General features: G+C 43.9%; 9 protein-coding genes and 1 pseudogene. 7 read left to right on the plus strand and 3 right to left on the minus strand.

Annotated features, from left to right (window positions below):
• Positions 1-17: 17 nt before the first annotated feature.
• Both ACED41_RS11885 and ACED41_RS11890 read left to right on the plus strand, forming a co-directional pair.
• A complete protein-coding gene (locus tag ACED41_RS11885; RefSeq protein WP_017060333.1) occupies positions 18-2465 on the plus strand; it encodes a molybdopterin guanine dinucleotide-containing S/N-oxide reductase in 2448 nt (815 codons plus the stop codon).
• A 141-nt stretch (positions 2466-2606) separates the two neighbouring features.
• Positions 2607-2819 (plus strand): TIGR02450 family Trp-rich protein, encoded by a 213-nt coding sequence (locus ACED41_RS11890; protein WP_017068050.1) that lies wholly within the window; start codon positions 2607-2609, stop codon positions 2817-2819.
• Positions 2820-2859: 40 nt separating this feature from the next.
• Here the strand turns inward: ACED41_RS11890 and ACED41_RS11895 are convergent, their stop codons facing one another.
• Positions 2860-3597, minus strand: a complete 738-nt coding sequence (locus ACED41_RS11895; protein WP_065583888.1) for an HAD-IIB family hydrolase — start codon at positions 3595-3597, stop codon at positions 2860-2862.
• A gap of 640 nt (positions 3598-4237) precedes the next feature.
• On the opposite strand from ACED41_RS11895, the gene proV reads away from it, so the two are divergent.
• The 3 genes from proV to proX are packed head-to-tail and all read left to right on the plus strand — an operon-like array spanning position 4238 to position 7523.
• The gene (proV, locus tag ACED41_RS11900) at positions 4238-5425 is read left to right on the plus strand and encodes a glycine betaine/L-proline ABC transporter ATP-binding protein ProV (protein WP_017067805.1); all 1188 of its coding nucleotides are present in this window, start codon (positions 4238-4240) and stop codon (positions 5423-5425) included.
• Between the two features lie 3 nt (positions 5426-5428).
• On the plus strand, positions 5429-6523 hold the full coding sequence (gene proW, locus ACED41_RS11905; RefSeq protein WP_065583889.1) for a glycine betaine/L-proline ABC transporter permease ProW: 1095 nt from the start codon (positions 5429-5431) through the stop codon (positions 6521-6523).
• Positions 6516-7523 carry a glycine betaine/L-proline ABC transporter substrate-binding protein ProX gene (gene proX / locus ACED41_RS11910; protein ID WP_017065955.1) on the plus strand — a complete coding sequence of 336 codons (1008 nt, stop codon included), beginning with the start codon at positions 6516-6518 and terminating at the stop codon, positions 7521-7523. The genes proW and proX overlap by 8 nt, the downstream gene beginning before the upstream one ends.
• Positions 7524-7727: 204 nt before the next feature.
• Here proX and ACED41_RS11915 read toward each other — a convergent pair whose 3' ends face one another.
• On the minus strand, positions 7728-8102 hold the full coding sequence (locus ACED41_RS11915) for a nuclear transport factor 2 family protein (protein ID WP_065583905.1): 375 nt from the start codon (positions 8100-8102) through the stop codon (positions 7728-7730).
• Between the two features lie 141 nt (positions 8103-8243).
• Between ACED41_RS11915 and ACED41_RS11920 the strand changes: the two genes are divergently transcribed.
• Positions 8244-9110 (plus strand): LysR family transcriptional regulator, encoded by an 867-nt coding sequence (locus tag ACED41_RS11920; protein ID WP_065583890.1) that lies wholly within the window; start codon positions 8244-8246, stop codon positions 9108-9110.
• A 28-nt stretch (positions 9111-9138) separates the two neighbouring features.
• Here ACED41_RS11920 and ACED41_RS11925 read toward each other — a convergent pair whose 3' ends face one another.
• The gene (locus tag ACED41_RS11925; RefSeq protein WP_065583891.1) at positions 9139-10998 is read right to left on the minus strand and encodes a helix-turn-helix transcriptional regulator; all 1860 of its coding nucleotides are present in this window, start codon (positions 10996-10998) and stop codon (positions 9139-9141) included.
• A 306-nt stretch (positions 10999-11304) separates the two neighbouring features.
• Here ACED41_RS11925 and ACED41_RS11930 point away from each other — a divergent pair.
• Positions 11305-15305: pseudogene (locus tag ACED41_RS11930) on the plus strand (hypothetical protein); the annotation flags it as partial.

The following is a 15305-nucleotide window of genomic DNA, read 5'->3' on the forward strand; positions in this document are numbered from 1 at the left end:
ATTAGAAGGATAAAATTATGACTAATATGACACGTCGTGGATTTATGAAAGGCACAGGTATTACAGCTGGTGCGTTGGCATTCACATCTTTGACGCCGATGAGCGCAATTGCTTCGGACAAACGTGGTTCTGGTGTTCTAACATCAGGTCGTATGGGACCAATGCTGTGTGAAGTGAAAGATGGCAAGTTAGTGTCGACGACGAATGCACTGGCACAAACGGTTCCAAATAGCCTGCAGACCACAGGCCCTGATCAAGTACACACCAAAGCGCGTGTTAAGTACCCTATGGTTCGTAAAGGCTACTTGGCTAACCCATCTGCACCTGAAGGTGTACGTGGTAGTGATGAATTTGTTCGTATCTCTTGGGATGAAGTGTACAAATTGATTCACCAACAACACTCACGTATTCGTCAAGAGCACGGTGCGGAATCTGTATTCGCAGGCTCTTATGGCTGGCGTTCAAGTGGTGTTCTGCACAAAGCGCAAACGCTTCTACAACGTTATATGAGCATGGCTGGTGGTTACTCTGGTCACTTAGGTGATTACTCAACAGGTGCTGCGCAAGTTATCATGCCGCACGTTGTGGGTTCGATTGAGGTGTATGAACAGCAGACGACTTACCCAGTTATCCTTGAGCACAGTGATGTGGTGGTACTTTGGGGCCTAAACCCAATTAACACCTTGAAGATCGCTTGGAGCTCAACCGACTGTGCAGGTCTTGAGTTCTTCCACCAGTTGAAGAAGTCGGGCAAGACAGTGATTGCGATTGACCCAATGCGCTCTGAGACTATCGAGTTTTTTGGTGACAACGCAGAGTGGATTGCTCCTCACCCAATGACTGACGTAGCCATGATGATGGGTATCGCACACACGTTAGTGAAACAGGGCAAGCACGATAAAGAATTCTTGGGTAAATACACAACAGGTTACGACGTATTCGAAGCTTACTTGATGGGTAAGGAAGACGGCGTAGAAAAATCTGCTGAGTGGGCGTCTGAGATCTGTGGTGTGCCAGTGAAGCAGCTTGAGCTACTTGCGGATATCTTCAGTAAGAACCGTACTATGCTGATGTCTGGCTGGGGTATGCAGCGTCAACAATACGGTGAACAACGTCACTGGATGTTGGTTACGCTAGCGACAATGCTAGGTCAAGTTGGCTTGCCTGGTGGTGGTTTCGGTCTTTCTTACCACTACTCAAACGGTGGTAACCCTGCTCGTGATGCAGGCGTACTTCCTGCGATTTCAGCGTCACTTGGCGGTGGTTCTTCGGCGGGTAACGATTGGGCTGTTTCAGGATCTGTGAACGCATTCCCTGTAGCGCGTATTGTTGAAGCGCTAGAAAACCCGGGTTCAAGCTACCATCACAATGGTCACAACCTAACGTTCCCAGAGATCAAAATGATCTGGTGGGCAGGCGGTGCGAACTTTACTCACCACCAAGATACCAACCGCTTGATCAAAGCTTGGCAAAAGCCTGAGCTGATTGTTATCTCAGAACCTTACTGGACAGCAGCAGCTAAGCACGCGGATATTGTTCTGCCAATTACTACATCGTTTGAACGTAATGATATGACGATGACGGGTGACTACAGTAACCAACACTTAGTGCCAATGAAGAAAGTGGTTGAGCCACAAGGTGAAGCTCGTAACGATTTCGATGTATTTGCGGACATGTCTGAGTTACTTGCTCCGGGTGGTCGTGATGTGTACACCGAAGGCAAGACCGAGATGGAATGGCTGTATGGTTTTTACAAAACCGCACAGCAAGGTGGTCGTGGTCAGCGTATCGTAATGCCTAACTTCAGCAAGTTCTGGGAAGATAATCAGTTGATCGAGATGAAGTGGAACGAGAAGAACGCACAGTTTGTTCGTTACGCTGATTTTCGTGAGAACCCAATCATGAACCCACTAGGTACACCAAGTGGCAAGTTCGAGATATTCTCAAGAACCATTGAAGGTTACCAACTAGATGATTGCCCTGCACACCCAACTTGGTTAGAACCAACAGAGTACACAGGCAACGCTAAAGATGGCGAACTGCAACTGATGACAGCGCACGCCGCGCACCGTCTGCATAGCCAGTTCAACTACGCGAAGATCCGCGAAGAGTATGCGATTGCAGACCGTGAGCCGATTTCAATTCACCCTGAAGATGCGAAAGCTCGAGGCATTAAAACGGGTGACTTGGTTCGTGCACATAATGGTCGTGGACAAGTATTGGTGGGTGCATTAGTGACGGATGGCATCAAACAAGGCTCTGTATGTATCCATGAAGGCGGTTGGCCTGATTTAGATAAAGACACAGGTCTATGTAAAAACGGTGGCTGTAACGTGCTTACGTTGGATATCCCGACTTCTCGTTTGGCGAATGGCTGTGCTGCAAACTCTGCGCTTGTGAAGATTGAAAAATACACAGGTCCAGTATTAGAACTCACGGCATTTGATCCACCTAAAAACGGCTAATCTTTAACAAGTAATAGCTAACTGAATGAAGCCAGCCTAATCGCTGGCTTTTTTTGATCCTTTTCTTGCGACGAAGACTATTACTCAGTGTCGGCTAGACAATCCATAATAATCAATGACATCTAAGCGAGAAATAAACTCATGAATCGAATCAATCCAAAGAAACTACTTCGCAGTAAATGGACGGCCGTTAGCCCTGTAAAGAAAGAAAAACACTTTATGGTCACAGAGGTAGAGTTTGAAGAAGGGGAGGTTATTCGTTGTTTGATAGAAGCGGTGATGACCAAACGAGAGGAAGACATCAACTGGCGGGATCTCACCGACAAGGATCATTGGCTTCCCGGTTGGAAATAAGGATAGGAAGCAGGGAGCAGTCGGTCACCTCTACTTATTTCTAATTACCCGCTGCTGCACGCCCTTGCCAGTATTTAAGGCCTTCTAAGACACCCTCAGCATGTGTTGCTCTACTCGTGTATACGTTGTCTCTATCCGATAGGTGAGCAACCTCTGGGTAATGGTTAGCAACCAGTATCGAGTTTACGCCTTCAATGGTGAGCATTGAGGTGTCGTTAGCTGAGTCACCTGCGACGCACACTTCTGCAACGCTCAAATCGTGTTGTTCGAGTAGGTGGTGAATCGCAGTCGCCTTGTTAACGCCTTTTGGTGTGATATCTAAGTACCAATCATGAGAGTAAGTCAGGTGAACATCTAATCCGTGCATCTCCAAGCTAGATTCAATCAGTTCGTGTTGAGGCTCTGAAAGCTTTCCTTCAAAGGTGATCTTGTAATCGCCTTGATGGTTTTCTATGCGATCACCCATAAAATCAAGGGGGGCGAGAGCCGTCTCTACCCTTGATTTGTTCCAAGAAGCTTCCAGTTGGTTATGCCAAACATGGTCTGGTTTTTGGGAATGAACATGATGAATTTTGGTGCCCACATCGCTAATAATACTGTGTGGCTTCGGGTAGTTATCCGATTCTAAACCCATTCGAATCGAAGGTAATGTTCTTCCTGTCGCGATGATAAAGCGAATATCAGGTTGTTCTGTGAGGTAATCAAATAGCTGGTTAACACCGTGAGATGAGCCTCCATCAAGCGTACCGTCAAAGTCACACACCAACATTTTTATCATTCGAATTCCTTGTCTTTTTCTCTATTTCGTCACGGGGAAATGCTTATTTCTTCTATAAAGAATGGCTCAGCAATGAGCACTCTACAAGTTGAAACCCAGCTTAGATAATCACCAATTGACAGTTTGCAGCAAGTATCACAGTTGGTGTGATGTATTAAAATTCTTGGTCTAAAAGGTTGATTTCAACTCGCTGACTTTAGACGGTTGACCTTTGGTTTTTAGGTAGAGATTGAGAGTCGATCTTATCCTTGTTACCGAGCGAACTTTCGCCTCGGAAACATCATGAAAGCTTAATAAATAGTTCGCATTCGAATTATTTGTGCACGAACTAATTGTGGCTTTTGTTGGTTCATTCAGCCTATTAATTACTCTAATGTAAAATTAATATTCAATAATCTACGACTACGTAATACATAATATTGGCCGTACGCTTATCTAACTTATCCCTTTTATTATCAGTGTCTTGCTTTGTTTTTGCTTATTTTTTGGTCTTGTTGTTGCTGGTCTGGTTTCAGTCTGTTGCCTTGTTTTACCGAGCGAAGAACCTTGATTTACACGTGTCAATTACTTAGAGTGCTAATTGTTTTTCGGGTTTAAATAACCAATTTAAGTTTAAATAACTGAGAAAGGATTAGATTACATGGATCCCATACTGGAAGTTAAGGGACTGTACAAGGTGTTTGGTGAAGACACCGACCGTGCTTTTACAATGATTAATGAAGGCGCAAATAAAGATAAAGTTTTCGAAGAAACAGGGCTAACGATCGGCGTTAACGATGTTTCTCTTAGTATCCAAGAAGGCGAGATTTTCGTCATAATGGGACTGTCAGGATCTGGCAAATCAACCCTAGTACGCCTTCTTAACCGCTTGATCGAACCAACCAAAGGCAATGTGCTTCTTCGAGGCAAAGACATTGCCCACATCTCAGAAGATGAACTCCGCGAAGTTCGCCGCAACAACATCTCGATGGTTTTCCAAAATTTCGCTTTGATGCCGCATATGACGGTCATCGAGAATGCCGCATTTGGTCTAGAGCTTGCGGGTGTTGAAGTTGAGCAACGAAAGCAATCAGCACTTGAAGCACTTGAACGTGTTGGCCTTGGCGCATATTCAGAATCTTACCCAGATGAACTATCTGGTGGTATGAAGCAGCGTGTTGGTTTGGCTCGTGCACTAGCATGTGACCCAGATATCTTGTTGATGGACGAAGCGTTCTCGGCGCTCGATCCTTTGATTCGTACTGAAATGCAAGATGAGCTTATTCGCCTTCAAAATGACGATAAACGAACCATTGTTTTTATCTCGCATGATTTGGATGAAGCGATGCGTATCGGTGACCGAATTGCGATTATGCAAAATGGCGAAGTGGTTCAAGTCGGTACTCCAGACGATATTCTTAGTAACCCAGCGAATGATTATGTCGAAGCTTTCTTCCGTGGTGTGAACGTAGCAAGCGTACTTACTGTGAAAGACATTGCGCGTAAGAAGCCAGCTGCGGTATTTAAAAAATCAGAACACGATGGCCCAGCGTCCGCTCTACAAATTTTGATGGATAACGACCGCGAGTACGGCATCGTAGTTGAGAAGAGCAGCCGTTACTCCGGCATTGTCTCTATCGACTCGCTTCGTAAAGCCCACAAAGAGAACAAATCACTCATCAGCGCACAGCTCGATGATGGACTAACGCTGAACCCTGATTTACCAATCAATGATGTGCTTGGCCTAGTTGGTGGTGTGCCTTACTCAGTGCCTGTTGTGGATGAGCAAGGTAATTACTTTGGCGTGGTGACTAAGTCACGACTGTTACAAACATTGGATAAGGGGTAGATCATGTCGTCTGAACAAACAAATAATGCCCCATGGTCTCAATCGGCTCCTGCAGCTCAACCTGCAAGTGATCCTTGGGGTCAAGCAGCTGATACCTCACCATCAGCAGATTGGTTAAGCAGCGAAACAGTTGAAGCGACACCTTTTGATCCACTGAACCCTTTTGCAGAGGCAGTTTTGCCTGTCGACACTTGGGTAGAGTCTGGACTGAATTGGTTAGTTGAGCACGGACGCCCATTATTTCAAGCGATCCGTGTGCCTATCGATTTTATTCTAAGTTCATTTGAAACGGCGTTGGTGTCTACGCCAGCCCCATTCATGTTGATCATTCTGTTTTTAGTCGCATGGCAGTTTTCAAACTTGAAGCTTGGCGTTGCAACGGCCGTATCTTTGACTTTCATTGGCCTGATTGGTGCTTGGTCTGAAGCAATGACCACACTGTCACTGGTCATGACATCCGTATTCTTTTGTCTATTGATTGGCTTACCCATGGGTATATGGCTCGCCCGAAGTAACACGGCAGCCAAATTCGTGCGCCCAATTTTGGATGCTATGCAAACCACACCAGCCTTCGTTTATTTAGTACCGATCGTAATGTTGTTTGGTATCGGTAACGTTCCGGGTGTAGTAGTGACCATCATATTCGCACTTCCTCCTGTTGTGCGTTTGACCATCTTGGGTATTCAGCAAGTACCGGAAGAATTGATCGAAGCGGGTCACTCATTCGGTGCAAGCAAAAAGCAGATGCTTTACCGAATTCAACTGCCACTTGCATTGCCAACTATCATGGCGGGCGTGAACCAAACACTGATGTTGTCGCTATCTATGGTGGTTATCGCATCAATGATTGCGGTAGGCGGTTTAGGTCAAATGGTACTGAGAGGTATTGGCCGTTTAGATATGGGACTGGCCGCTGTTGGTGGTTTAGGCATCGTTATCTTAGCCATCTTATTAGACAGAATCACCCAAGTACTGGGTGTCAATGCTGGTAATACAAAATTACGCTGGTATCGCATGGGACCTGTTTCCCTTGTACTGAATGTACTTAATCGCGGTAACAAATCAGAACTTCAATTAAGGAAAAACACCAATGAATAATTCATGGAAGAGTAAACTCGCAGTAAGCATCGTTTCTACATTAGCGGTATCGACTAACGTGTGGGCAGCAAGCCTACCGGGTGATGGCGTATCAGTTCAGCCTGTTCAATCGTCTGTAGCGGAAGAGACATTCCAAACATTGATCGTTAACCGTGCTCTAGAAGAACTGGGTTATGACGTGAAATCAACTCAAGAAGTGGACTACAACGTAGGCTACACCTCGATTGCAAAGGGTGACGCAACGTTCCTAACGGTAGGTTGGTTCCCGCTTCATGCTGATAAATACACAATGGCAGGTGGTGATGAGAAATTCTACCGTGAAGGCCAATATGTAAGCGGCGCTGCTCAAGGTTACCTAATTGATAAGAAAACGGCTGAAAAGTACAACATCACCAACATTGGTCAATTAACTGATCCAAAAATCGCGAAGCTGTTTGATGCGGACGGTGATGGCAAAGCAGACCTAACAGGCTGTAACCCAGGTTGGGGTTGTGAGATGGTGATTGAACACCAACTTTCAGCGTTCAAACTGGACGATACGGTAACTCACAACCAAGGTAACTACGCTGCAATCATTGCAGATACAATTTCTCGTTACCAAAAGGGTGAATCAATCCTTTACTACACGTGGACACCTTACTGGGTAAGTGGCGTATTGGTGCCTAACGAAGATGTAGTTTGGTTAGAAGTTCCTTTCTCAGCACTTCCTGGCGAGCGTTCGAACGTGGATACGACGCTATCTAACGGCAAAAACTACGGCTTCGAAATGAACTCAATGCGCATTATTGCGAATAAAGAGTTTGCTAAGAACAACCCATCAGCAGCGAAGCTTTTTGAAATCATCAAACTTAACATCAATGATGTAAGCGCTCAGAACATGATGATGAGTAAAGGTAAGAACAGCTCTGCTGATATCGAAGCGCACGTAAACGGTTGGATCAAAGCGAACCAAAGCACGTTCGATGGTTGGATTACAGAAGCGAAGAAAGCAGCACTGTAACTTTGACTTGTATTTGTTCTGTCTTACCAGACACTTTGATTTGAAATGATGAGCGTGTTGAGTGATTGTGTAGAGTCACTCAATCACCTTCAAACCAAGTGAAAGGGCGACAAGAGTGAACATTATAAAGCCAGCAGTCCATTTGGATTGCTGGCTTTTTGCTTTCTGTTTCTATTTTTGAGCTTCTAGCTGTTAATTACAGCTCTAGCGTTCGCCTTGAACTTCGAAGTTGTCGCTGACTAAGCGAGCGCAGCCATCGGCTTCAAGTGCCCAGTGTTCATGATGTACAACGCCAAACGCTTTGTTCATTGTCCAACTCGCGGTAAGAATGTAACCGCCGTCTGGGTGCTCTTCCCATTTCACGTCAGTGTAATCAACGTCTTTGAAGCCTTGGTCTATGATACCTTGCCAGAATGCTTGAATCGCTTCATGACCTTCAAAAGTACCAAATGGACGCGCTTCCATTACACAGCTTTTAGTATATTGATCGGCACAACCTTTCGCGTCTTGGCTGTTGAATGCTTTTTGCCATGCGTTAATGCCTTGCTTACACGCTTCTAATACTTGATTGTTTGACATTGTTTTCTCCATAACAGTCTTCTTTGAAACACTGTGTTTTTGATTGGGTTATCTCGATAAGTTGAATACAGTTTAGCTTTGGTAATTAACTTGAAAAACAGAGATAATAGAAAATACTGTTTGTAAAAAGAGAACAATAAAATGAGTAAGCTAAAGCAGATGTCGATTTTCGCTCATATCGTGGAACAAGGCTCAGTATCGGCCGCGGCTGAAAAACTAGAGTTGTCTAAATCTGTTGTCAGTCAGCATCTAAAAATTTTAGAGCAAGAGCTCGGTGCTTCGCTTCTTAAACGAACAACGCGAAGACAAACCTTGACCAGTATGGGGGAACGTTTCTATCTAAGCTGTAAGGATATTAATGTAATCGCCGAATCGGCATGGGATATGGCGAAAGCTGAGTTGGAAGAACCCCAAGGTCGGATTCGTATTACTGCTCCAAATGCACTGATGGACTTGTTGGTTGCGCCTGTTATTGCGGATTTAATGAAGCAATACCCGAAACTAAAGCCTGAGCTGATCAGTGATGATCAACACTTGGATTTCATGGATCACGATATTGATCTCGCGGTACGAGTGGGTAGCTCGCGCGACAGTAATCTTAAGCAGAAACGGTTAGGCGAGTTTAAAGACGTGTTGTGCGGCGTAGAAAGCATGCGAGAGCGTGAACTTGAATCAATTCCTTATATTGCTAACTCATGGCAGGGAAAACAGGTGACTCATCATTTTAGCTCTCAAGGTGAACAAGACTTCGTCTACCAACAACAAGCCAGTTGTACCACTAATTCATTCCATAGTTGCCTTGCACTGATTAAATCAGGTGTTGGTATCGGTGTGATTCCAGATTTCTGCATTCCTCAGTTATTTGGTGATGTTGTCGACGTGCTGCCAAGCTTTGAATTACCCACCAACACGGTTTATGCGCTAAACCCATTTGCTTCAAATACGCCTATCGCCATCAAGCTGTGTATCCAAGCGTTGGAAGAAAAGCTTAAGCAGAATTTAGTATAAGCTTTCTATCGTTGGTAAAATCCGGTGCTTAACCATATTTACTAATAAAAGAAATAACATGTTTATTACTCAGTAATTCGATCTTGTCGATAGTCAGTACGCAATAGCGGTAGTTTTTGTTTTTGAAGGTGATGTTCGACTTTTGTTCTGTTGGTTCTGAAAACTTCCATATTTCAAATCCGATGTTCTTCATAAGTTCCAATGCACTTGGGTTCTTTATGATCATGGAATACTTTTTAATCTTAGTATTTCTTGCAAGAAGCTTCATATCGGAAATCAGGTTCGCAATAGATTGTTCACGCTTCTCAGAGTGACCGCTAACCACAATGTAATTTAAGTTATGATTAGAATCTAAAGAGCAGGCTTGCTTAATATGTAGATGTTTATTTTGGTATTGCTCGAATACCTCTTCGTTGAAGAAAAAACCTAGGCTATGACTAACAATATCGCCATTAACATCGACCATTTTTCTGCCATGCGCCTTTTTTTCACTGCAATAGAGAAACAGGTCGATAGTATCAAGAGCTGAAGGATCCACCTTTGTATATTGTGAAATCAGCTTTATTCTATCTATTACTGATTTGTCATTCTGATCTGTCATTAGTGGCATGATCTGACAGTCGCAGCCTTCTTCTATTTCCCCTTTAGTGATAGACGATATTCGGCTTTGAAACGAAAAGAACCTCTCACGAAGGAAGTCTTCAAGTAATGCACTGTCTTCGTTATCTTCTGAATCAAAGGATTTCAACGTTGTATACAAGTCCAGACCAAGGCAGTCCAGTAGCTTTAGGGCTTTGTAATTACTTGGCTTTACTTTGCTATTTTCCCATCGATTTATCGTTACGACATCTACAGAGCTGAATTCATCATCTAAGTGATTAATGTATACCGCAAAATCCTTTTGCGTTAACTTCAATTTCTTGCGCGCTTCGCGCAGTAATTGCGGAAATTTCATCATGGTAGAATATTCATCTTTGATTAGTGACATTACGTTCCGATTCGTCAGATAGTCTATTTTATCAATCGTTAATATACAGTAGCTATAATATTTATTTTTGAATGTAATATTACATTTTTTAGCAGAAGGTTCTGAAAATTTAAATACTTCAAACCCCACGCCCTTCAAGAGTTTCATCATGTTGGGGTCTTTTACTAAAACAGAATATTTTTTAATGTTTTTGTTCTGAGAAAGTAACTGTATATCTGAAACTATATGCTCAATAACATGATCTTTTGTCTCTGAGTGTGAGCTTATATTAAAATAATTTATGCTTTTGCTTGAATTTAAAGAGCAGGCCATTCTTAGATCTAGCTCTTGAGTTTTTAATGTTTCAAATTGATGGTCTTCAAAGAAAAAGCCTACGTTGTGACTCACAATGTCACCATCTACATTGATCAGTTTGTGACCATGTGCTTTTTTCTCACAGTAGTAGAGATATAAATCAATTTGGTCCAATGGCGAAATATCGACTTTTGTGAATTTAGAAAGTAGTTTGATTCTGTCGATAACGCCAGTGTCACACGGCTCTGACATTAAAGGCCGTGACTTAAAGTTGCGTTTGCCTTGTTGTTGATTCAGGCCTGATAGAGCTGAAATTCTACTTTGAAATGAGCCATAGGATTCGTTTAAAAACAGTTCGATTAGTGTGTCTTTTTGTTCGGATTTAAAGCTCTTTATTGTCTCAAATAAATCTCCGCCAAGGTACTGTAAGATCTTGAGTGCTTTGTATGTACTAGGCTTTACCTTACTGTTTTCCCAACGATTTATCGTTACGACGTCAACCGCATTAAACTCGTCGTCCAGCTGATTTAAGTAGGTTGCAAACTCTGTTTGTGTAAATTGAAGTTCCTTTCTGAAGTTACGTAACAACTGTGAAAACTCACTCATTAAAACATTAACCTTCTGATAATTAACTCAATGTCTTGATTCTAATTTAGACATCAGATTCTCTATTTAACATCTTCAGTAATTTGTTTTTTGCAGATGTTAATTGTTCGGATTATTTGAACTGTATGTTGCGTATGTCCCTAACAGGCTAAGTGCCAAATTAGTGACGTCAAATCTATGGCTTTTTGCCTAGACGCTTGTCAATCTACTGTGAAGTGCGCGTTAATGTTCAGATACAATCTTGCCTTTTTCTTATCCATTCTATTGTTTCCATTTGCCTCCTATGCGGACACAACGGGTCTTGTTATGGATCTGTCTGTTGACAGCGCGTCTTACGACAACGACCAAGAGGTGGCTTATACGCTTGTTTTAACGAATGAGTCGGATAAAGCTATCGCTGAGTTGGACGTTAAAGATGAGCTGTTAAATATCTTAACGACAGATGACCAAGGGAATAATGTCAACGCGTTCTCGCAAGTCTCGACTCAAGCGCAATCCTCCTTCCTTTCATCTCCAGGTGATTACAGTCGCTTCGGAAACTTAGATGCATCAGGTGTGCGTATTGCGGCTGGTGGGTCGGTGACCTACACCATGGTCGCCACCGTTTCTGCTGACGCAGCCGGTACGATTGATAACGTCGCAAGTGCGAGCACTGGACTATTGGATGCTATTGAATCAAATACAGAATCCATTCAGCGCGGTGTGTACCAACATGATGTTGTTGTTTCGGTCGATAAGACGAACTATCAACTCAATAACAAACTCACCTATAAGATTAAGGTTTCGAACACTGGCGATACGTTTATTCAGACGATCGACGTTCAAGATGTCGTTTCAGACATAAAGGCACTCAATATTGAAGGGGCTTTGCAACAAGCTTTTACTGATAACGTTAACTCAGTTAGCAAGGTTGAAGGCAGCAAAAGCGATCCAGGCACCTTCGCCGAATCAGGGGACTTATCAGTAAGTGGCGCGTCGATTGATATAGGCGGTTCTGTGACTTACGAAATTAAAGCGACCGTTGCCGACAATTTAGTCGGCGACATCGTTAATGACGGTATAATCGCTGAAACACGCGATGACTTGGTCACAGTTGATGAGGTTATCACTCCACCCACTGAGCCTAGTATCACCCTGACACATACCTTGAACCAATCGGATAACTACCTAGTCGACGATGAGTTTTCCTATACGGTCACGGTTGCTAACCAAGCAAACACTGGTATCGCGTACCATTATTCGGTTCAGCAGTTTCTTGCGGATCTTGAAACCGATCTAGGCAACGATGTCAGCAACGAAAAGAACGCAACTGACACGGTTGGTAACCCTTACGATTTTTGGACCAATGAAGTGACCTCGATCGGTTCTAATAGCCTTTCTGAACTCAATGCATCTGGAAAGGAGTCCAACAAGTCACTAGAAGACAAAGTGTCTATCTATCCCGGTGAGCAGATTGTTTATTCCGTTGTGGTGGACGTTAGCCCTGTGTCTATTGGTCAAATTCCCCAAGTTGCAGCCCGAGTGGTTGATGCTGATGGCCACGCAGATTCTGGCGATGCTTTGGCCAATATTCTCGATTCGAAAGACGTTCTGACGACGTCATCAAGTCAAATTACACGTAATAAGAACACCACAGATACGACTTATGTTCCGGGGATAGTCGGTGATAACGAAGTGGTCTATGACATTGTTATTTCTAACAAGGACACAGAGTTCTTCGCCAACGATATCGAAGTTGTCGATAAATTTGCTTGTATCGTGACAGAGCAAGCGGATGGCTCTAATGCTTCAGCATTTTCCGAGTGGAAGCTTGAAGTCGCTGATAGAAGTGGTGAAGGATCGAATTATGGTTCATCTAATTACAATACTTGGACAACAAACGACATCAATTTGAAAGTCGACCTCGCACCTGAGGGCTTCGTTCATTATAAGCTGACCGCAAAAGTGGCAGATACCAGTGTGGGGCAGATTGTTGATGATGGTACCGATGCCGGCTTGTGCTTAGGGGATAACTTAGGCGAGTCGGGTTCTGGCGTCCAAATGCCAAACTCGAAATTAAAGGTCCAAAAGGAAGTGGATTCTCGTTACTACTCAGCTGGCGGTACCCTGAACTACGACATCACGGTAGAGAATAACGGTGACGGCTATGCGATTGATATACCGGTTTATGATGATTTAGTCTCTGTCATGACTCAGTCTATTAATGATACACCGACTAAAGCGTATTTGAGCTGGATTATTACTGCGAAATCTTATGCCTCTGACGGCTCAATTTCGACAAACAGTGATCCCGGCTTTACTGATGACATAGAAGGTAATCAGAAGAATCAAAAGATCTTAGATGTGAAGGCAAAGCTAGCGCCACACGATAAGATCGTTTATAGCATTGCCGCGACCGTAAACCCCATTGCCGATGATGAAATCCGTAATGAAGTGACGGTTGACAGCGTACTTTATTCCGATAGAGGCTCATACCCACGAGATTACTACTTAGTATTGGATAAGCGTGTTGATGGTCATGACGAACAAAACGCGTATACCGACACCACCAATACTGTCACTTATACGATCAGCATTACCAACCCAGCAGGGAACGGTTTCGCCTCTAACATCAATGTTAAAGATGAAATCAGTACCATAGAAGCAGAGTTACTTCACGAGCCGGGTGAAACCAAGCCCGTGTTCTCTTCGTGGACGATCAGTGCAGAAAGAGAGGCAGACTCCCCGTGGGTGAAAGCCGTGACTGACCCTGGATCGTTCTCGGATAACAATGATCTGGATGCCACCGCTCAGATCCCGCCAGGTGCGACGATTACTTATACCATTGTTGGGACACTCGATCGCAGTGTCGACAGTGAGATTCTTTGGGGAGCATTCACCAATACCGCAACAGTGACGGGACCAGATACTAATCTATCGGATACGGTACGTACCTATCCTAGCGAGCCGAATCTTGTAGTCGCTAAGACCGCTCAAAATACCGACTTTGTTGTAGGTGAGCGCGCTACGTTCGATATTTATATCTATAACCGCGGTGTTGGCTATGCAAATGACGCAACGGTACAAGATAGTATTTCAGCGCTTAACTTCTTTAATAGTTGGACAATTGTAGGTTCGACCAACACAGATAAACCGGGTTCTCGTTACGGTGACATTGCTAACGACACTGACATCGATACCGACGTTGATATCACTCCCGGAGGGTGGGTTCACTATGAGGTGAGCGGCATTGTTAAGTCTGACTATGAAGAAGAACAAGTATCGAACCGTGTTGATGTTTACGATCCTATTACAGACCGTGACCACAGCTCTTCCGCTCAAATAGATAACTCACACAGTACCTATGACATCAATGTTTCATTAGCCAAAACGACCGATGTTGTCCGCTACACGCCGGGTGAAGATCTCACCTACACCATCGTTATTGGCAATAACAGCGACACTGATGAGACCGATCTTATCTTCATGGATCGCCTGAGTGAGATCACTACTACGCTAGCGAATGATAAAGATGGTGAAGTAGAAGATGTTCTTAATCAAAACCCGTTTGACTATTGGTCTGTTGATACTGGCTCTGGTTTCGGCCCTCAAACGACTGAAGATGTGGAGTTCCCAGTTTCAATTCCGGCCAAAGACTTTGTCACGGTGCGTATTAAGGCGCATGTCAAAGACAATGCGGTATCTAACGGTGTAGCGGACAGAGACGGCGGCATAATCCGCAACGAAGCCGTGCTGATTCATGATGATAATGCCGGTTGTACTGACGATTGTGAGTATGCCAAACGTGCCGTGGCTGAAAACCATCAGGTACATAATAACGGCGGCGTTGTTCGCACTACTAACATTAACCGCTACTCTCCGGGAGATGAGTTGACTTATACCATTAGGTACAACTCTCAAGATGGACATGGTTATCGAAACAACGTAGACGTTAACGAACTGATTAATGACATATCAGTGGAGCTACAAGATGGCAATTCAGGTAATCCATTTTTCGATGATTCGGTAGGTTCAAACAAGTTTACGGTGGCGGTTGCTAAGAGCGATCCTGCGAACGCGGGTACAACAGATGGTACCAAAGACGGTGATGTTGCGAACGACACTGACATCGTAACCTCGATTGATATCGATGCTGGCGAAGACGTGACTTACACAGTAACAGGTACCGTAAGACCGGATGCGGTCGGTGATATTCATTATCGAGATACCGTCGTGATTCCCGATGACTACCATTTAGATTTTGATAAAACGACTGATGAAGCGGTGTACGAGCCCGCTCAAACCGTGACCTATCACTTAGTGATTGA

Source organism: Vibrio sp. 1F255, assembly GCF_041439145.1.
Lineage (GTDB): Bacteria > Pseudomonadota > Gammaproteobacteria > Enterobacterales > Vibrionaceae > Vibrio > Vibrio crassostreae_C.

Excerpts from the sequence above, each read along its gene's own strand:
- ACED41_RS11885 (WP_017060333.1), top strand. The coding sequence starts at position 18 with ATGACTAATATGACACGTCGTGGATTTATGAAAGGCACAGGTATTACA.
- ACED41_RS11890 (WP_017068050.1), top strand. The coding sequence starts at position 2,607 with ATGAATCGAATCAATCCAAAGAAACTACTTCGCAGTAAATGGACGGCC.
- ACED41_RS11895 (WP_065583888.1), bottom strand. The coding sequence starts at position 3,597 with ATGATAAAAATGTTGGTGTGTGACTTTGACGGTACGCTTGATGGAGGC.
- proV (WP_017067805.1), top strand. The coding sequence starts at position 4,238 with ATGGATCCCATACTGGAAGTTAAGGGACTGTACAAGGTGTTTGGTGAA.
- proW (WP_065583889.1), top strand. The coding sequence starts at position 5,429 with ATGTCGTCTGAACAAACAAATAATGCCCCATGGTCTCAATCGGCTCCT.
- proX (WP_017065955.1), top strand. The coding sequence starts at position 6,516 with ATGAATAATTCATGGAAGAGTAAACTCGCAGTAAGCATCGTTTCTACA.
- ACED41_RS11915 (WP_065583905.1), bottom strand. The coding sequence starts at position 8,102 with ATGTCAAACAATCAAGTATTAGAAGCGTGTAAGCAAGGCATTAACGCA.
- ACED41_RS11920 (WP_065583890.1), top strand. The coding sequence starts at position 8,244 with ATGAGTAAGCTAAAGCAGATGTCGATTTTCGCTCATATCGTGGAACAA.
- ACED41_RS11925 (WP_065583891.1), bottom strand. The coding sequence starts at position 10,998 with ATGAGTGAGTTTTCACAGTTGTTACGTAACTTCAGAAAGGAACTTCAA.